The sequence below is a fragment of the Janthinobacterium sp. UMAB-56 genome (assembly GCF_900095265.1).
Taxonomy (GTDB): domain Bacteria; phylum Pseudomonadota; class Gammaproteobacteria; order Burkholderiales; family Burkholderiaceae_D; genus Janthinobacterium.
Map to the genome: position 1 here is coordinate 51,006 of NZ_LT607657.1, position 18,202 is coordinate 69,207.

The window sequence follows — 18,202 nt, forward strand, 5'->3', positions numbered from 1 at the left end:
ATTGTGCCATGCGCCCGTTAGCGCGATGCTACGCTTGATAGAATATTAATTCATAAGCTAGTGCTGTCTTGATATAAGTCATGCAGCTCTGCCTGGCCGATAAACCGTTCGTGCGTGCCATGCTGGGCGCAGGCAAACGCCCCGCCGATGGCGCCACGGCGCATGGCGGCGTGTATGCCCGCGCCATCGAGCCAGGCGTGCAGGAAGGCGGCGACAAACGAATCGCCAGCGCCATTCGTGTCCACCACGGGCAAGTCCAGCTGCGCGCACGGGAAGTGGCGGACCTGGTCGCTGCCCCGTTCCAGCAGATAGGCGCCGTGCGCGCCCGCCATGGCGACGACAAGCTGCGCGCGGCCTTGCGCGACAATCGCGCGCATGACTGACTCGTGGCGCTGGCCCAGTGCGGCCGTGCTGAGGAAGACCAGGTCGGCACGCAGCGCGAACACTTTGTGATGCGGGTTGATGCCGTCCCAGTCATGCAGGTCGGTCGATACCGTGGTGCCGCACACCTGTGCGTCGTCAAACAGTGCCGCCACCCAGCCCATGATGGAAAAGTGCGCATGGCGGGCTGGCCCCAGGTAGGGCAGGTAGAAGTTGGGCGGCATGCGCGCGTCATCCGGGTGGCGGCCATCGTACAGCGACAGTCTGTGGCCTTGCGGGTCGACCAGGTTGACGCTGCGCCGCGTGCCCGAGGGTTCGACGAGATGTGAAAAATCGAGCCTGGCTTCCCTGTAGCGCTGCAGGATGGCCGCGCCTTGCGCATCGTCGCCGATGAAGTCGATGAACTTGCAGCGCAAGCCCAGCGCATGGCAGCCGAGCGCCACGCCATTGCCCGTGTGCGCCACATAGTCGTGGATGGGCGGCACGTGCACGGAATCGGCGACGGGCAGTTGCAGGGAAGGGACGCGCACGATGGTGTCGATGCCGGCGCCGCCGACCACTACAATGTCATAGCTACTCATGGTGCAGCTTTCTCCAGCAGGATGGTGCCGGCCGCGTGCACCGCGACGGCGCCATCTTTGACTAAGTATGTTTGCTTCGTGTAGGCGTCGCGCAACAGGGTGCCATCGGCGTAGACGCTGCCCACCTGCAGTTCGAGCGCACCTTGCGCCTCGGGCACGGCGATGACGGCATCCTCATCGGTGACGCGGGCGAACGCATACGGCAGTTCTTGAATCAATCTGTGTTCGCCGCGCGCCAGGGCAGGGTGGCGCAAACGGAACTGGCCCAGCTTGCGCGCATGCGCCAGCGTCGCCGCATCCATGGATGTCCAGTTCATGTCCGAACGAGTAGCCTGCTGTTCGTCGCCGATGGGCGCCGCGCCAGGCTGGCGCCCGCTTTCGTCGCCGTAAAACAGCTGCACCCCGCCCGGCGCCAGCAGCAGGGCGGACAAGCCATGTTGCAATTGATTGCGCGGGAACAGGCTGGTGTCGTGCGAAGAGATATACGACAGGATGTCGTAGCGTGGCGCATTGCCAATGCGCTTGCCCAGCAAGAGCGCGTACTGGCGGTAGACGCCATCGATGCTTTTCCAGTTGCCGGCCGCGCGGTGTTGAAAGTCGAAATTGATCATCGAATCGAAGCCCGCGTCATGCCAGCTGCTGCGCTCGGGGCCATGGCCCCACGCTTCTCCCGTCATCCAGAACGGGGCATCGTCGATTTTCTGTTCGGGATGGCGCATTTTCCAGTCCTTCAATGCTTCCGTGGCGGCCGCGCGCAGGGCCAGCCAGCTGGCCGGCTCTACGTGCTTGACGGTGTCGGCGCGAAAGCCGTCGACGCCGAATTCGCGCACCCAGTCGGCCAGCCAGTGGACCAGGTAAGCGCGCACGCTGGTATCGGGCAGGGCGACGGCGCGCGTGTCGGACTTGCGCTGCAGGATCGGTGGCAAGCCCACGGCCTTGCCGCTTTCCGTGCGGAAGTCGGGCAGATAGGCCAGCTGCATGGTGAAGTCATCCTTGCCGCCGTCGGGATAGCCGGGCAAGCCGGCGCGCACCCAGTCCGGGCCCCACCACTGCTTGAATTCGAAATTGTTGTAGTCGATGAAGCTGTGATAGTCGCGCAGCGTGGCTTTTTCATGGCCGGGCCACAGCACGGGCACCCTATATTCAGCCAGGGTGCGCAGGTCCGCATAGCCGGGATGGTTCAGTACCACGTCGAACAGCACGCGGATGCCTTGCGCGTGGGCGGTATTGATCATCTCGCGCAGTTCTTCGCGCGTGCCCATGTTGGCGTCCATGGTGGTGTAGTCGAGCGCCCAGTAGCCATGATAGGCGTAGTGCTGGAATTGCTGCTTGCCACCCACCACCCAGCCGTGTATCTGCTCGTAGGGCGCGGTGATCCACAGGGCGTTGACGCCCAGGTCTTGAAAATAGCCGGCTTTCAGTTGTTGCGTGATGCCGGCGATGTCGCCGCCGTGAAAGCTGCCGATATTACCGCCTTGCGGGTCGGCGGCGCGGCCATAACTGTGGTCGTTGCCGGGATTGCCGTTGGCGAAACGGTCCGTCACGGCGAAGTAGACGATGGGGTTTTCCGCAAAGCTCCCTGCCTGCGCCGAAGCGCACAGGAGCAGGGCGGCCAGCGTAGTCAGGGAGCGGCGCATGGTCAGCCCTTCACGCCGCCGGCCGTCAAGCCGGAGATCATCCATTTCTGCGCCAGCAGGAACACGGCCGTGATGGGCAAGCCGGACAAAATGGCTGCCGCGGCAAAATCGCCCCACAGGTATTTTTGCTCGTACAGGAACAGCTTCGAGCCGACGGCCAGGGTGAGGTTGTTCTGTTCATGCAGCAGCACGGAGGCGATCGGATATTCGATGATGGCGCCGATGAACGACAGCAGGAATACGACCATCAAAATGGGCACCGTCATCGGCAGCAGCACGTAGACAAACGCTTGCCACTGCGTGGCGCCATCGACCTTGGCCGCTTCCTCGATCTCGATGGGGATGGTTTGATAGTAGCCCTTGATGGTCCAGATATGCAGGGCGATGCCGCCCGTGTAGGCCAGCACCAGGCTGCCGTGGTGGTCGATGCCCAGCCACGGCACATAGCTGCCCAGCACATCGAAGATGGCGTAGATGGCCACCAGGGCCAGCACGGCGGGGAACATCTGCAGTAGCATCAGCGCGGACAGGGTTTGCGACTTGAAGCGGAACTGCATGCGCGCGAACGCATACGCGCAAGTGGTCGACAGCAGCACGGTGACGGTGGCGCTCATGCTGGCCACCTTGATGGAATTCCATAGCCACAGCAGCACGGGGAAGTCCGGCTCGACCAGGGCGCCGTTGGGCGCCTGGTAGGACATGCCCAGCGCCAGGCGCCAGTGTTCGAAGCTGATCTCGGGCGGGATCAGGCTGCCCGAGGCGAAGTTGCCGGGCCGCAGTGAGATCGACAGTATCATCAGGAAGGGAAACATCACCAGCGCGATCAGCGCGATCACGGCGACGTGGGCCGCCAGGATGCGCCAGCGGTTGGAACGGTCGACAACGATAGCCATTTCTGTCCTTTATGCTTTGTTCATGCGCGTCAGGCGCATGTTGACCAGCGAAATCGCGGCCACGAGGAAGAAGATCAGGGTCGAGATGGCGGCGGCCAGGCCAAAGTTCTGGCCGGAATCCTCGAACGCGATGCGGTAGGTGTAGGACACGAGCAAGTCCGTCGTGCCGGCCGGCAAGGTTGTGTCGAGGAAATCGGGACGCCCGCCCGTCAGCAAGCTGATCAGCACGAAATTATTGAAGTTGAAACCCAGGCTGGCCACCATCAATGGCGTCAGCGGTTTGATGATCAGGGGCAGGGTGATCTTGAAGAAATTCGTCAGCGGTCCCGCGCCGGCCAGGGCGGACGCTTCGTACAAGTCCGACGGGATCGCCTTGATCAAGCCCATGCAGACCACCATCATGTAGGGGTAGCCGAGCCAGGTGTTGACGATCAGGATCATGGCCTTGGCCAGGGTGGTGTCCGAAAACCAGGCCGGTTTGATGCCGAACAGGGCATCGAGCACCAGGTTGATTTCGCCAAAGTTGTTATTGAACAGCCCTTTGAATACCAGGATGGAAATGAAGCCCGGCACGGCGTATGGCAGGAACAGCAGGGTGCGGTACAGGCCGCGGAAGCGCAGCGCATCCCAGTTCAAGAGCACGGCCAGCACCATGCCCAGGCCCGTGGTGGTGGCCACGCTGATCAGGGCGAAGACGATGGTCCAGACGAAAATGCGCAGGAAGGGACCGCGGAACGCTTCATCGGAGAAGATCTTCACGAAGTTGGCGAAGCCCACGTTGACCTTGAAGCCCGGTTCCAGCTTCGTGCCATCCGGCATTTCATAAAAGCCCGTCTTGAAATTCGGTTTGATGAGTTCGCCGGTGGCGATCTTCTTCAAGGTTTTGTCGGGTAGTTGCTTGTAGACATGCGCGACGGGGCCGAATTCGCGCAAGCCCACCATGCGCAGCTCTATCCTGTTCGGCATGACCAGGGTGAGCTGTTTCAAATCTTTTTGCAGGGCGATGATATCCTTGATGCTCAGCGGCGGGGCCAGCACGGGCGCTTGCACGGGGTCCGGCGGCGCCACTTCCACGTTCAGTGGCACGGCGCGTTTCAGGGCCAGCGGCTGCGTCAGCAGCACTTCGCCTGTATCCGGGCTTTCCAGGCGCAAGCGGTATTGCTTGTTGTCGGGATGCACGGTCATCGCATACCCGGCGCTTTCCACGCGCTGCGTCTCGTCGAGCAAATATTGCGTGGCCCGCTCGTAGGTGAGCAGGTTGCGCGAACTGAAATTGGTAAAGCCGATCGACACCGTGTACACCATCGGCAATAGCACGAAGACGATGACCGCCGTAATGCCGGGAAACAGATAACGGTAGGCATAGGCGCGCGGCGACGTGAAGACAAACGTCGTCAGTGTCAGCAAGCCGAGGAAAACGGCGGCCAGCATGGTCTGGCCGGAAATGTACAACATGAAGAGCAGATACAGACCCAGCGCCATGCTGATGGTCAATACCGTAGGGCCGATAAACTTGCGCACGATGGATACCTGTGAAGAGGGATGCTGTTTGCGTTGAACTTGTCCGCAACGGAGAGCTGGGGTCAGTTCCTCCGGAAGTGGAACACATCCCATTGGGATGCGTTCCCCCGGCGGGTCTGACCCCGGATTTCTGCTGATGGTCGAAAATTAAATTTCGCCCAACCAACGTCTATTAATTCGCCGTCGTAATCCGCTTCGCCGCCGCATCCAGGCCATCCTTGGTGCTTTGGCGGCCTTGGGTGATGTTTTCCAGCGCCGACTGCATGGACGACCAGAAGCGGCCCATTTCCGGATTGTTCGGCATCGGGCGGCCCGCTTGCGCGCTTTCCATCGTCGCCTGGATGTTCGGATTGGCTTTCAATTCCGCGAACAGCACCTTGTTCGCTGGCGTGCCCAGCGGGACGTCGGCGTTGATGGTTTTCAAGCCATTGAGCTGCAGCATCTGGTTTTCCAGGAATTCCGTCGCCAGGTCCTTGTTCGGGCTGGCTTTCGAAATCATCGCGCCCAGCACGCCCACGAACGGGGTGGCCGCCTTGCCGGCCACGGTTGGGATTGTTGCCACGCCGAAGTTGATTTTCGATTTGCGCGCGTTGTCCCATGACCATGGGCCGTTGATCATCATGGCGATCTTGCCCTGGTTGAAGCCCGCTTCCATTTCCGCGTAGCCCGCGCCTTTCGGCATGGCGCCGCTGTTGATCAGGGTCATCAGCGCATTCACGCCCGCTTGCGAGCCGGCATTGTTCACGCCGGTTTTCGCCGCATCGTAGCGGCCGTCGCTCTTGACTTCAAACGGGAAGCCGCCGCCCGCGCCCAGCAAAGGCCAGGTGAAATAGGTATTCGTGTAATCCCACAGGATGGCTTTCTTGCCTTGTGCCGAGAGTTTCTTGTCCAGCGCGGCAATTTCCTCGAAGGTCTTCGGCGGTTTCGGTACCAGATCCTTGTTGTAGACGAGGGCGACGGCTTCGATGGAGATCGGGTAGCCCCAGGTCTTGCCACCCACCGTGAAGGCGTTCCAGGCCAGCGGCAGGATGGCGGCGCGTGCTTCCTTGCTTGGCGTCAACGGTTGCAGCAAGCCGGCGTCGATCCAGGTGCCGATGCGGTCATGTGGCCAGATCCAGATGTCCGGACCCTTGCCGGCGGCCGCTGCCTGCTGGAATTTGTTTGGCGCATCTTCCGGGTGCTCGACGACGACCTTGATGCCAGTCTTCTTGGTGAATTCTTCGCCGACCTTGGCCAGGCCCTTGTAGCCCTTGTCGCCATTGATCCAGATCAACAGGGTGCCTGCCTCGGCCGCATTTGCCATGCTGACGGCGGCCAGGTTGCCGATGCCGGCCAGGGCGGCGGCGATCAGGGTGGTTTTGATGAAGCTGCGTTTCGGGTGTGTGAAGGACATGTCAATCTCCAGTGTCTTTTTTTATGGGAAGTATCAAGGCTGAAACGATGCAACCAGGCCAGGCGGCGCCTGTAGCGCCTGGCCCCTTAAGCCGGGTGTCAGGTACGGGTCTGGCCGTGCTCGTCGAACACGTGGACGCGGGCGGGCGCCACCTGCAGCGCCACGGACTGGCCAATGGCCCAGTCCGTTTCCGCATCGGCGCGTACCACCAGCGGTTCGTCGCTGCCCGGAACCTGCACATACAGATAGCTGATGTCGCCCAGTTTTTCCACCGCCTGCACGCTGGCCGTGATGGCAGCAGTGGCGCCGGGCGTGCACGCTTGCACATGTTCGGGGCGCGCGCCGACGGTGACGGGGGTGCCGCTGGCCAGCGGCTGCGTCAGCACTGCTTGCAGCACGCCGCCGGCGTTGGTGGCGATGGTGGCCACGCCGTCCGCATGGCTGTGGATCTTGCCTTTGAGGAAGTTCATGCGGGGCGAACCGAGGAAGCCGGCCACGAACAGGTTGGCGGGGTGGTGGTACAGTTCCAGCGGCGCGCCCACTTGCTCGATGCGGCCCGCGTTGAGCACGACGATGCGGTCGGCCAGTGTCATCGCTTCGACCTGGTCGTGCGTGACGTAAATCATGGTCGAGCGCAATTCGCGGTGCAAATTCGCCAGTTCGATGCGCATCTGCACGCGCAGCGAGGCGTCGAGATTGGACAGCGGCTCGTCGAACAGGAAGACGTCTGGTTTGCGCACGATGGCGCGGCCGATGGCCACGCGCTGGCGCTGTCCGCCCGACAAGTCTTTTGGTTTGCGTTCGAGCAAAGGTTCAATGCGCAGGATTTGCGCGGCGCGTTGCACGGCGTCGGCGATTTGCACCTTGTTCATGCCGGCCAGTTTCAAGCCGAACGCCATGTTTTGCGCCACGCTCATGTGCGGATACAGGGCGTAGCTCTGGAATACCATGGCGATGCCGCGCTTGGCGGGGGGCACGTCGTTCATGCGCGTCTTGCCAATATACAGGTCGCCGCCGCTGATTTCTTCCAGGCCGCAGATGCTGCGCAGCAAGGTGGACTTGCCGCAGCCCGACGGGCCCACGAAGACCATGAATTCGCCATCGGCGATTTCCAGGTCGATGCCGTGCAGGGTTTGCACGTCGCCATATGCCTTCTTCAGCCCTGCCAATTTTAGTCCTGCCATGTCGTCCTCGTTCTGTCAATTCGGCCCCGCTGATGCGCGGGGCTCGTTATTGTAATTGGCGGCGTGGCCGCCAAAGCCTGCGATTTACGCCAGGGTGCCGAACCAGCCGCCATGTGGGGGCAGGCTGATCTGTTGGCCATCTTTGCTACCTGTCAAGCCGTGACCGGCCAGGTCGGTCGCTGCTGCTGCGGCCGGCAAGTCAAACGTGACCGCTTCGGTGCCCAGATTGAAGGCCGCCAGTACGGAAGGTTGGCCAGGCAAGTCGCGGCGCAGGGCCAGCACGGGTTCCGGCGCATCGAAGAAGACGATATCGCCGCGCAGCAATTGCGGCAGGGTGCGGCGCCAGGCGAGGATGTTCTGCGCAAATGTCAAAGGCGACGCGGCGTCGGCCTCTTCCACGTCGACGGCGCGCTGCAGATGTTCGGGCGGCACGGGCAACCAGGGTTTCGCCGTGCTGAAGCCGCCGTGCGGCGCATCGGCCACCCACGGCATCGGCGTGCGGCACCCATCGCGGCCCTTGAACTGGGGCCAGAACGGGATGCCGTACGGGTCTTGCAATGCTTCGAAAGGAATGTCCGCTTCCGTCAGGGCCAGTTCGTCGCCCTGGTACAGGCACGGCGTGCCTTTCAGCGCCGCCTGCACGGCCAGCACGACCTTGGCCAGCGATGGCGATGGATGGTCGCCGCCCCAGCGCGTCATGACGCGCACGCTGTCGTGGTTGCCCACGGACCAGGAAGCCCAGCCGTCGGCCACTTGCGCTTCGAATTCTTCCACCTGCGTGCGGATGTGCGCGGCCGAAAATTCCGCCGTCAGCAAGTTGAAACTGTAAGCCATGTGCAGTTTGTCGGCGCCCGTGTAGGCAGCCATGGTGGCCAGCGCATTGTCGTCGCCCACTTCGCCGATGGAAATGGCCTGGTATTGATCGAGTACGGCGCGCACGCGCTGCAGGTAGGCGATGTTTTCCGGCTGCGTCTTGTCATACACGTGCGCTTGCATGCCGTAGGGGTTGATGGCTGACACGCTGCTCGCGTCGCGCTGCGCGGCCGGCGGATTGTCGCGCAGCAACTGGTCGTGATATGGGAAGTTGCAGGAATCGAAGCGGAAGCCATCGACGCCGCGTTCCAGCCAGAAACGCAGGTTGTCCAGTTGGGCTTGCTGCACGGCCGGGTTATGGAAATTCAGGTCGGGCTGGCTGGCGAGGAAATCGTGCAGGTAGTACTGGCCGCGGCGCGGCTCCCATTGCCAGGCGGAACCACCAAACACGGACAGCCAGTTGTTGGGCGCCGTGCCGTCCGGTTTCTGGTCGGCCCAGACATACCAGTCGGCCTTGGGATTGTCGCGGCTGGAGCGGCTTTCCACGAACCATGGGTGATTGTCGGACGAGTGCGACAGCACCTGGTCGATCATTACTTTCAAGCCCAGTTCATGGGCGCGCGCCACCAGGCGGTCGAAATCGGCCAGGCTGCCGAACATGGGGTCGACGTCGCAGAAGTCGGCCACGTCGTAGCCGAAGTCTTTCATTGGCGACGTGAAGAAGGGCGAAATCCAGACGATGTCGGCGCCCAGGGCGGCGATGTAATCGAGCTTGGAGGTAATGCCGGGCAAGTCGCCGATGCCGTCGCCATTGCTGTCGAGGAAGCTGCGTGGATAGACCTGGTAAATGACGGCGCTGCGCCACCAGTCGGCGGGCAGGTGGGCGAGATTGTTCTGGATGGTCGGCATGAATGATTTCTTAAAAGTTGCCTGTAGCCTTGGCTATCAGGGCGGCGCTGCTGGTTGGTAGGCGAACGTCTTATTTTAAAATTCAAAGCGCTTTGGGTATGAAATGAGTATAGTTCAAAGCGCTTTGAAAAGTAAAGCGATACACGCAGCAGACATACGTTTTTTTTATGAGGCTCATTCAGGACGACATGGTGGCACCGCTGGCCAGGCGGCCGGCGGTGCCGGAAAGGCGGGATTGGCTAGTGCGGCACGGGGCCGGCCGACTCGCCCGGCAGCAGTTCGCACGGCCACAGTTCCTGCAGTTCGGTGACGGGCGTGCCATCCATCAGGGCCAGCAGCATGTGGATCATCTTCGCGCCGGCGCCGCGCGGGTCGGGCTGGACGACGGTGGTGACGTTGTGGCCGGCCAGGGAATCTTCCATCAGGCCCCAGACGATCAGCGACATCTCGCTGCCGATGGCGATGCCGGCGTCGAGCAGGGCGCGCACGGCACCCACGCCCGACATGTGATTGTCGACGATGACGGCGGTGGGGCGCGGCGAGCGGGCCAGCAGGCGCTGCATGGCCTGGTAGCCGGCGCGGCGGTCGTGCGCGTTGTCGACCAGGTTGTCCGGGTCGACGGGCAGGCCGCCCGACTGCATGGCGTGCTGGAAACTCTCGACGCGCTGGCGCACGAAGTTCAGGTCCGGCGTGGCGCTGATCAGGCCGATGCGCTGGTGGCCCAGTTGCGCCAGGCGCTCGACGGCCAGGCGCATGCCCGCCTCGTTGTCGTAGTCGAACCACGCGTGCGGCTGGTTCAGCTGTGTGCGGCCATGCGCGACAAACGGCATGCCCTGCTGCGCCAGGTAGGCGATGCGTTCGTCGAACGGTTTCGTGCGTCCGACGATCAGGCCATCGATGCGGCGGCCCTTGACCATGCGTTCATAGGTGTGGAATTCATTGGTGGCCGAGGCGGGCGCGATCATCATGTCCATCTGCTGCGCTTCCAGCGCTTCCGACATGCCGCCCACGATGTCAATGAACATGGGGTCGGCCAGGTCGTTCGGCATCAGCGGGTAGATGATGCCGACGATATTCGTGCGTCCCACGGCCAGGCTGCGCGCCATGGGATTGGGGCGGTAGCCGGCCGCCTGCGCGGCGGCAAGCACCCGTTCGCGCGTGCGTTCACTTACTTCCGGATAGCCATTCAAGGCGCGGCTGACGGTGGTTTCGGAGATTCCTAGCGTTTTGGCGAAATTTTTAAGGTTCATGGATGCTGCAGTCGGGGTCTGTCCTGGGTGGGTCTTGCCGCTGCCGGCGTCCTGCTGGCGGGCGGGAGCGGTGCGGTGCGATGAGAGGTAGTTTATCTGATAAATGCCGGATTGATCAGGGTAGTAATCGGGGGAGTGAGCAGCGGTGGCGACGCGCAAAAAAATACGCGGGCAAACCCAGGGGCGCCCGCGCTAAAAGAGGATACTGCTGAATCACTACATTGAAGCTGCCGGCCATCGCGTGCAGCGGCGAAATGGTGGGTCCGGTTACTGCCTGCCCCTGAATAAGCGGGCGGTGTTGCTGCCTTTCATGACTCCTGACAAGACCTACTGCGCGTCGCGATGTGCGGCCTGCGATGCTCACTGTACTAAAGTACCGTTGCGCTTCTCAGCCACAACTCCCTTCCGCTCGCAACGATCTTGTCAGGTGTCGAAAGTTCGATTACCACCAGCTTTCAACTTGGAAACCCATCGAGCTGCCATTGGTCTTGCCACCGAATACGCCTGTCGAGGACAGCGCCGATTCCGCCGCAGCGGCCGACTGGGCTGCCTTGTTCCATTTGGCGTAGGTGTAGAAGGCGCGCAGCACGGGGCGCGACCAGAAGCTGTTGCCGGCCGACAGTTGCGGCGCGAAGGTCAGCTTGGTCAGGTTGCGGCTTTCGCCGCCTTCTGGCTTGACGATGTCGTGACCCAGTTCCACGGCCAGACTGTAGTTGTCCGTGAAGTGGTAGATGGGGCGCGCGCCGATCGAGGTCCACTTGCTGCTGACGCCTGCCGTTTGCTTGTCTTCATAGACGAAGGTGCCCATGCCCGACCATGCGCCTTTGGGCTGGATCATGATCTGTTCCGTCAGGCGCGTGACCTTGTCATCCTTGTCGGCGCCCAGGCTGAAGCCACCCGTGTTGGCGGCGCTGCCTTTGCCGAACTGCAAGGCGACCTTGTTGAAGCCGCCCAGCAGATTGCCTTGCGTATGCATGATGGTCAGCAAGTGGCCGCTGGCGATGGGGGCCGCGCCTTGCGCGTTGCGTTTCTGATTGAATTGCAGGCCCAGCGTCAGTTCACCGTCCGGGTTGACCTTGATGCCGGAGAAGCGCAGATCGTGGGACAAGCCCATGCGCTTGCTGTCCGTATCGTCGGCAGTGCGCACGATGGCGTAGGCCAGCTTGGCGGCGCCCAGGTCGATGTTTTCCAGGCCGGCGCCAGGGCCGCTGTTATTCCAGAAATAGTAATCGGTGATGTGCACGTCCTGGCGGTCGTAGTAGCGCTTGCCGACCCAGGCGCGCGCTTCGGCGAAGGCGCCCGAGCCGATCTTGTCGGCCACCACGTTCATTTCGCGCCACGACGGGTCCGATTGTTCCCAGTCCTGATTCTGGTTGACGGAAAACGCCACCAGGGTATTGATGCGGAAGGTGGTGCCGTTGGCGGCCTTGAAGGCTTCGCCGCCGAATTTCAGCTCGCCGTAGGTTTCGCACTCATTGCCCAGGCGATACTTGGACGAGGCGCCGGCCAGGCCGAAACAGGCTTCCTTGCCGCCTTCGCTGCTGGTGCCGAAGCCGGAGCGGATGTAGCCGCCGAAATCGATCGGCAGGGCGGCCTGGGCGGCCGAAGCGCTCAAGGCCATGACGACTGCCGCAGGCATAGCCTTCAGGAAAAATTTGTTCATTGTGTCTCCAGTGTTTTTATAGGTGTGGGATGGTCGCGTAGTAATTTGTGCAGCCAAAGCGCTTTAACTATGCTTCAAAGCGCTTTGAGTATAGTTCAAAGCGCTTTGATGCGTAAACTAGTTTTGTTCCTTGAAACTTTTGAGGTGTTGCGGCGAAACATCAAAGGCGGGCGGCAGCGCATGGGCGCTGCCGTGTACGGCAAGAGAAAATTACGATTGGGCGTCGCAGGCGGGTAGGGTGGCCGTGTCCGTTGCTGCAACGGTCGGATGACGCAAAAAGGCCAGGATCAGCAGCGCCGAGGCCGTGGTGATACTGGCCAGCACATACAGCAAGTGGCGGAAGGCGGCGCCATACGCTTGCGCCAGTTCGGCGGCGCTAGCCTGCGGCAACAACTCGCCTGCATGGCGCAGCTCGCCCAGCGCCAGGAAAGGCGCCGTCAGCGCCGCCTGCTCCGGGGCGAGGCCGGGCAACTTGCCCAAGGCGGCCATTGTCAGGGTGCCCAGCAGCGCGCTGACGATGGCCAGCGCCAGGCCTTCGCCCGCCACGCGCGTCGTATTGAAGATGCCGGCCGCCATGCCGGCCCGTTCGACGGGCACGACACTGATGGCCAAGCCATCCATCAAGCCCCAGGGCAGGCTGATGCCGCAGCCGATCAGCAGCAGCGGCCCGAGGAAGGTGGCGGGCGATGCTAACGGTGCACAGGTCGATAGCCACAGCAAGCCGCCCGCCGCCAGCAGCAGGCCGCTGGCGCAAATGTGCGCGGCGGCGAGGCGCTGCGCCGCCAGGCCTGCCAGCATGGGCAGCACCAGCATGGGCGCCGACAGGGCGATCATCATGCGTCCCGCTTCCAGCGCGCTATAGCCTTCGACGCCGATGAAGCGGGCCGGCAGCAGCACCAGCAGCACGACAAAGGAAAACGCGGGCGCTGCCGCCAGCAGTTGCACGCCAGCAAAGGCAGGCAGGCGGAACAGTGTCAAGTCCAGCATGGGCCGCGCAGCGCGCCGCTCCACGCGGATGAACGCGGCCAGCAGCAAGGCCGCGCCACCCAGCAGCCCCAGGCTGGCGGCGCTGCCCCAGCCTGTGTGCGGCGCCTGCAGCAAGCCATAGGTAAACAAGGAGAGGGCACCGGTAAACGTCAGGGCACCGGCCCAGTCTACGCCCTGCGCCTGCGGGTCGCGCGATTCGCACATGGCGCGCGCCGCAGCCAGCAGGGCGGCCAGGCCGGCTGCAGCCGTGGCGGCAAAAATGGCGCGCCAGCCGGTGTGGGCGATCAAGGTACCTGCCAGGAAGGGGCCGAAGGCCAGGCCCATGCCGAAGGTCGTGCCGATCAGGCTAAAGGCGCGCGCGCGGGACGGGCCGTCGAATTCCTGCGCCAGCGCCGCCAGTCCACTCGACAGTGCCATGGCGCAGCCGAGGCCCTGGACGGCGCGCAGCACGTCAAGCCACAGGATGGCGGGCGCGGCCGCGAGCGCCAGCGCGGCGGCGGAAAACACGCCCATACCCAGCAAGAATACGCGCTTGCGGCCGTAGCGGTCGGCCAGCGCGCCGGCCACCATCAGGCATCCGCCAAAGCTGAGCATGAAGGCATTCGTGATCCATGCCAGCGCCAGCGGCGCGCCGTGCAGGTCGGCGGCGATGGCGGCAATGGCGATGGCCGGCCCCGTAAAACTGAGCGGCATGCATAGCGCGGCCAGGCAGACGGCGGCCAGTACGCAGGCCCGCCGGGCCGGGAAGGCAGGCTTCATACGCTGATTCGTGTTCATGGGAATGACTCCAGAAAGAGGGAATCTGATGATAATATGGACGCAATCAATGAAAAAGTGGCTAAAAATCCACTCATAGCGGACAAATATTCCTCAATCGAAATTACTAGATAGCATGGATAATCTGAATGGCATCGTCGCCTTCGTGCGCGCGGCGGAAACGAGCAGCTATGTTGCCGCCGGGCGGCTGCTCGGTGTGTCGGCCTCGGCTGTGGGCAAGAGCGTGGCGCGGCTGGAAGAAAAGCTGGGCGTGCGCCTGCTCAACCGCAGCACGCGGCGCATCAGCCTGAGCAACGAGGGCGCGCTGTTTTACGAGCGCTGCCAGCGCATCCTGGCCGACCTCGGCGATGCCGAGGCGGAACTGTCGCAGCTGGCCGTGGCGCCGCGCGGCAAGCTCAAGGTCAGCCTGCCCGTGATCGGCTACCGCATCATATTGCCCCTGCTGGCCGAATTTACGCGCCTGTATCCGGAGATCGAGCTCGACCTCGATTTCAACGACCGCCTGGTCGACGTGGTGGCTGAAGGCGTCGACGTGGCCGTGCGCAGTGGCACGCTCACCGATTCGCGCCTGATGGCGCGCGAGCTGGGGCCGTTTGCCTTCGCCATCGTCGGCTCGCCCGCGTATTTCGCCCGCCATGGCGTGCCGGCCACGCCGCGCGCGCTGGAAGGCCACGCTTGCGTGCGCTATAAATTCCCCACCACGGGGAAATTACAGGAATGGGCTTTGCAGCGCGCCGAGGGCGATCTCGGCGGTGAACTGCGTTTGCCGACGGCCTTGACTTGCAACAATATCGAAGCCTTGATCGGCGCCGCCACGCAGGGTGTGGGCCTCGCTTACTTGCCCGACTTTATCGTGCACGCCGCCATCGCGCGCGGCGAACTGCAAGTCGTGCTGGCTGACTATTTGCTGTATGCGAGCAAGTTCTGGGTGCTGTGGCCGTCGAGCCGCCACCTGTCGCCCAAAATTCGCGTCTTTGTTGACCATTTGTGTACCCACCTGCATTTCTCCTCGCCCGTTCCCGACCCTGCATCCTTCCTTTGATGCCCCTGGCCGCCGCAGCGGTGGCGGGTTGAGGAATATTCCTACCCCAAAGAGATTATTCCTAACGCCGTTGCATTTAAATTTGCTGCGTCGCATCACGCGATCCCGCACAGCATCAACTTATGGCCTTCCTGAATACCGGACATGCGTTATTGAAATTGCCATATGGCATTTATTTATGTTAATTTCATATCGCTTTCTGCAACATTGCATCGGCGTCACGGTTGCGGGGACATGCGCAGGATTAGGCGCACTAAGCGTGTAGTAACCAACAATTAACGGGTGTTAACCCAGTTCCGTTCAGGGAGTGTGCATGAAGACAGTGATGACGACGCCGCCAAATCCGGCGCCAGCAGCGGCAGCGAAGCGGGCACGCAAAACGGGTTTGCTGCTGGGTGGCGGTGCACCAAATTCCACCTTGATTGCCGGTGCCCTGGCCGCCTTCCTCGATGAGGGCATTGAGTTCGACGTCATTTCCGCCTCCGGCGCCGGCGTGTTAATGGGCTTGCTTTACACGACGCCGCACGAGGCCACGCCGCGCCAGGCCTTGCAAAGCTGGGCCGACACGGGCGTGGCCGACAGCATCTACAAGATGATACCGATCAACTACAAGGTGTTCCAGAAGCCGGGCATGCACGCAAGCACTTTCCGCGACGCCTTCCAGCCGCCGGCCAACAATCCATTTTTCCAGGCGTTCCAGCAAACGTTTGCGGGCGTGCCCACGGCCTGGTCGGACTGGGGCAAGCTGATGCTGTCGTCGCTGTCGCCGTCGGACCTGTCGGCGAAAAGCCTGGGCTTGTGCGCGCACTTGCCCTTCCTGGAAAAAGCCGTCGATTTCTCGGGCGTGGCGCGCATGCGCCCCGATTTCTACATCAACGCCTACAATCTCAGCGAGCACCGCATGCAGATCTGGGGCAAGCACGAGATCGAAGCTGTCCACGTGCGCGCGGCCCTGTCGTTTCCCTTCCTGTACGCGCCCACCACCATCGCCGGCGACGACTACATCGAAGGCGCGGCCCTCGATACGCTCAATTTCGACCCCTTTATCGAAGGCAAGGGCGAGCACCATGACGCCGATACCCTGGTCATCCTCGACATCCTCGGCGACGAGCGCCTGCTGCGCAAGCCGCGCAACCTGTACGACGCCTGGGTGCGCTCCATCATCACGCCGCTGGTGAAAATTTCCAAGAGCGAACTGCGCCTGTTCGAGCTTGAACACAACACGGACGCCCGCACGGGCCAGCCCAAGCGGCGTTTGCTGAAACTCGACCTGATGGGCGGCATCCCGGAGCAGCACTGGCCCGACACCCTGGACTGGTCCAGTTCGAACATGCAGCTGCTGTTCGACGTGGGCCACAAGGCGGGCCTGGCGTTTTGCCGCCAGCATGGCGACTTGCTGCGCCGCATGCCTGACGCAGCCCCGCTGGCGGCTTGACGCCATCGGCAACCGATCCATGGCCACCTGATCGGCAGCTACTCATCCCGCCTGGCCCTGCCAAGCCATCCTCTTTACTGTGAAACACCATGAATATTACCAAGCAATTAATTCTGACTCTGACCATCGCCTTGCTGGCCCTGCTATTGCTGGGCGCCGGCGGCGCCATCCAGCTGCAGCGTGCCCAGGAGCGTTTTGACACGGTGCAAAACCGCATTATTCCCAGCATCCAGGGCTTGAATGCGGCCAAGGGTTTCCTGGCCGATTCGCGTCTGGCCGGCTACCGTTTGTCCGTGTTTTCCAACCTGGCCGACAAGACGGCGCTGGACAAGGCCGTGGCCGACGCCAACGCGAATTTCGACAAGGTCATTGCCACCTACCGCGCCGAGCGCCTGTACGACGCGACGGACAGCAAAATGCTCGACGCCGACCAGGCCGCCATGGAAGCCTACCGCCGCGCGCTGCTGCCATTCTTTGCCGCCGCCTACGCGGGCGACATGGATGGCGTGCGCGCCACCTTGCTGGCCGGCACGCCGCTAGCCATCACGGCCGCCGCCGCCAAGAAGAGCATGGATGACCATATCGCCTATAACAACAAGCTGGTCGATGACGTGAAGGCCGACAGCCTGGCCGCCTACGCTACCGCATTCAACACCATGCTGGCCGTGCTGGGCGTGGCCGTGCTGCTGACGGGCGCGCTGGCCTGGCATATCTACCGCACCATCAGCGGCGGCCTGGGCAATATTGAACACACGCTGGAGCGCGTCAGCGCCTCGCTGGACCTGTCTGCCGCCATGCCCGTCGAGCGCATGGATGAAGTGGGGCGTACGGCCACCGCCTTCAATCAATTCCTCGAACGCATCGTCGGCGTGATCGCCACCGTGCGCGCTTCGGCCGATACGGTCAGTGTTGCGGCCGCGCAAATTTCAGCCGGCAACGCTGACCTGTCCGTACGCACCGAACAACAGGCGTCTTCCCTGGAGGAAACGGCGTCCAGCCTGGAAGAGCTGACCTCGGCCGTGCGCCAGAATACGGACAATGCGCGTCAGGCCAATACCCTGGCCGTGTCCGCTTCGGATGTGGCACGCAAGGGCGGCGCCGTGGTGGCGCAAGTGGTGGGCACGATGGGTTCCATCAATGAATCGGCGAAGAAGATCGCCGACATTATTGGGGTCATCGACGGCATTGCCTTCCAAACCAATATTCTGGCGCTGAATGCAGCAGTGGAAGCGGCCCGTGCTGGCGAGCAGGGCCGTGGTTTTGCCGTGGTGGCCACCGAAGTGCGCAACCTGGCGCAGCGCTCGGCGGCGGCAGCCAAGGAAATCAAGGGTTTGATCGAGGATTCCGTGGATAAAGTCAACACGGGCAGCGCGCTGGTCGACCAGGCGGGCGCGACGATGGAAGAAATCGTCGCCAGCATCCGTCGCGTGACGGACATCATGGGCGACATCGCCAACGCCAGCCACGAGCAAAGCGCCGGCATCGAGCAAGTGAACCAGGCCATTTCGCAAATGGACCAGGTCACCCAGCAAAACGCGGCCCTGGTGGAAGAGGCGGCAGCAGCAGCATCCTCGCTGCAAGAGCGCGCCGTGGAACTGGTCGACGTGGTCGCCGTGTTCCGCTTGCGCGGCGACGCCCAGGCCAAATCGCTGAAAGTGGCGGGCGGCTTGCCGGCCCCGGCCAAAGCCGCCGCCAGCCGGCGCCTGGCGCTGCCGGGCCGCAGCGCCCGCGCTTAA

Annotated in this window: 13 protein-coding genes; 3 read left to right on the forward strand and 10 right to left on the reverse strand. The window is 62.8% G+C overall.

Going from position 1 to position 18,202, the window contains the following annotated elements:
- Nucleotides 1–50: 50 nt before the first annotated feature.
- The 10 genes from K0F85_RS14340 to K0F85_RS14385 all read right to left on the reverse strand — a co-directional run bounded on the left by K0F85_RS14340 (nucleotide 51) and on the right by K0F85_RS14385 (nucleotide 13,989).
- Nucleotides 51–962 (reverse strand): carbohydrate kinase family protein, encoded by a 912-nt coding sequence (locus K0F85_RS14340; protein WP_219116676.1) that lies wholly within the window; start codon nucleotides 960–962, stop codon nucleotides 51–53.
- Entirely contained in the window at nucleotides 959–2,644 is a 1,686-nt protein-coding gene (locus K0F85_RS14345; protein WP_257572777.1) for an alpha-amylase family glycosyl hydrolase, read from the reverse strand. The genes K0F85_RS14340 and K0F85_RS14345 overlap by 4 nt, the downstream gene beginning before the upstream one ends.
- Nucleotides 2,602–3,492 (reverse strand): maltose ABC transporter permease MalG, encoded by an 891-nt coding sequence (gene malG, locus K0F85_RS14350; RefSeq protein WP_034757081.1) that lies wholly within the window; start codon nucleotides 3,490–3,492, stop codon nucleotides 2,602–2,604. The genes K0F85_RS14345 and malG overlap by 43 nt, the downstream gene beginning before the upstream one ends.
- A gap of 9 nt (nucleotides 3,493–3,501) precedes the next feature.
- Nucleotides 3,502–5,013, reverse strand: coding sequence for a maltose ABC transporter permease MalF (gene malF / locus K0F85_RS14355; RefSeq protein WP_219116677.1), 1,512 nt, complete (start codon nucleotides 5,011–5,013; stop codon nucleotides 3,502–3,504).
- Nucleotides 5,014–5,185: 172 nt separating this feature from the next.
- Nucleotides 5,186–6,406 (reverse strand): maltose/maltodextrin ABC transporter substrate-binding protein MalE, encoded by a 1,221-nt coding sequence (gene malE / locus K0F85_RS14360; RefSeq protein WP_219116678.1) that lies wholly within the window; start codon nucleotides 6,404–6,406, stop codon nucleotides 5,186–5,188.
- A gap of 98 nt (nucleotides 6,407–6,504) precedes the next feature.
- The gene (locus K0F85_RS14365) at nucleotides 6,505–7,590 is read right to left on the reverse strand and encodes an ABC transporter ATP-binding protein (protein WP_219116679.1); all 1,086 of its coding nucleotides are present in this window, start codon (nucleotides 7,588–7,590) and stop codon (nucleotides 6,505–6,507) included.
- 84 nt (nucleotides 7,591–7,674) lie between these two features.
- Nucleotides 7,675–9,312, reverse strand: a complete 1,638-nt coding sequence (locus K0F85_RS14370) for an alpha-glucosidase (protein ID WP_219116680.1) — start codon at nucleotides 9,310–9,312, stop codon at nucleotides 7,675–7,677.
- 239 nt (nucleotides 9,313–9,551) lie between these two features.
- Nucleotides 9,552–10,562, reverse strand: a complete 1,011-nt coding sequence (locus K0F85_RS14375) for a substrate-binding domain-containing protein (protein ID WP_219116681.1) — start codon at nucleotides 10,560–10,562, stop codon at nucleotides 9,552–9,554.
- A 442-nt stretch (nucleotides 10,563–11,004) separates the two neighbouring features.
- Complete coding sequence (locus K0F85_RS14380; RefSeq protein WP_219116682.1) at nucleotides 11,005–12,225, reverse strand: carbohydrate porin; 1,221 nt, start codon at nucleotides 12,223–12,225, stop codon at nucleotides 11,005–11,007.
- A gap of 210 nt (nucleotides 12,226–12,435) precedes the next feature.
- On the reverse strand, nucleotides 12,436–13,989 hold the full coding sequence (locus tag K0F85_RS14385; RefSeq protein WP_257572778.1) for an MFS transporter: 1,554 nt from the start codon (nucleotides 13,987–13,989) through the stop codon (nucleotides 12,436–12,438).
- Between the two features lie 115 nt (nucleotides 13,990–14,104).
- On the opposite strand from K0F85_RS14385, the gene K0F85_RS14390 reads away from it, so the two are divergent.
- The 3 genes from K0F85_RS14390 to K0F85_RS14400 all read left to right on the forward strand — a co-directional run bounded on the left by K0F85_RS14390 (nucleotide 14,105) and on the right by K0F85_RS14400 (nucleotide 18,202).
- Nucleotides 14,105–15,031, forward strand: coding sequence for a LysR family transcriptional regulator (locus K0F85_RS14390; protein ID WP_219116683.1), 927 nt, complete (start codon nucleotides 14,105–14,107; stop codon nucleotides 15,029–15,031).
- Between the two features lie 313 nt (nucleotides 15,032–15,344).
- Nucleotides 15,345–16,466: a patatin-like phospholipase family protein gene (locus K0F85_RS14395; protein ID WP_257572779.1), complete on the forward strand. Its 1,122-nt coding sequence runs from the start codon at nucleotides 15,345–15,347 to the stop codon at nucleotides 16,464–16,466.
- Nucleotides 16,467–16,555: 89 nt separating this feature from the next.
- Nucleotides 16,556–18,202 (forward strand): methyl-accepting chemotaxis protein, encoded by a 1,647-nt coding sequence (locus K0F85_RS14400; RefSeq protein WP_219116684.1) that lies wholly within the window; start codon nucleotides 16,556–16,558, stop codon nucleotides 18,200–18,202.

Excerpts from the sequence above, each read along its gene's own strand:
- K0F85_RS14340 (WP_219116676.1), bottom strand. The coding sequence starts at position 962 with ATGAGTAGCTATGACATTGTAGTGGTCGGCGGCGCCGGCATCGACACC.
- K0F85_RS14345 (WP_257572777.1), bottom strand. The coding sequence starts at position 2,644 with ATGGATGATCTCCGGCTTGACGGCCGGCGGCGTGAAGGGCTGACCATG.
- malG (WP_034757081.1), bottom strand. The coding sequence starts at position 3,492 with ATGGCTATCGTTGTCGACCGTTCCAACCGCTGGCGCATCCTGGCGGCC.
- malE (WP_219116678.1), bottom strand. The coding sequence starts at position 6,406 with ATGTCCTTCACACACCCGAAACGCAGCTTCATCAAAACCACCCTGATC.
- K0F85_RS14365 (WP_219116679.1), bottom strand. The coding sequence starts at position 7,590 with ATGGCAGGACTAAAATTGGCAGGGCTGAAGAAGGCATATGGCGACGTG.
- K0F85_RS14370 (WP_219116680.1), bottom strand. The coding sequence starts at position 9,312 with ATGCCGACCATCCAGAACAATCTCGCCCACCTGCCCGCCGACTGGTGG.
- K0F85_RS14375 (WP_219116681.1), bottom strand. The coding sequence starts at position 10,562 with ATGAACCTTAAAAATTTCGCCAAAACGCTAGGAATCTCCGAAACCACC.
- K0F85_RS14380 (WP_219116682.1), bottom strand. The coding sequence starts at position 12,225 with ATGAACAAATTTTTCCTGAAGGCTATGCCTGCGGCAGTCGTCATGGCC.
- K0F85_RS14385 (WP_257572778.1), bottom strand. The coding sequence starts at position 13,989 with ATGAACACGAATCAGCGTATGAAGCCTGCCTTCCCGGCCCGGCGGGCC.
- K0F85_RS14390 (WP_219116683.1), top strand. The coding sequence starts at position 14,105 with ATGGATAATCTGAATGGCATCGTCGCCTTCGTGCGCGCGGCGGAAACG.
- K0F85_RS14395 (WP_257572779.1), top strand. The coding sequence starts at position 15,345 with ATGAAGACAGTGATGACGACGCCGCCAAATCCGGCGCCAGCAGCGGCA.
- K0F85_RS14400 (WP_219116684.1), top strand. The coding sequence starts at position 16,556 with ATGAATATTACCAAGCAATTAATTCTGACTCTGACCATCGCCTTGCTG.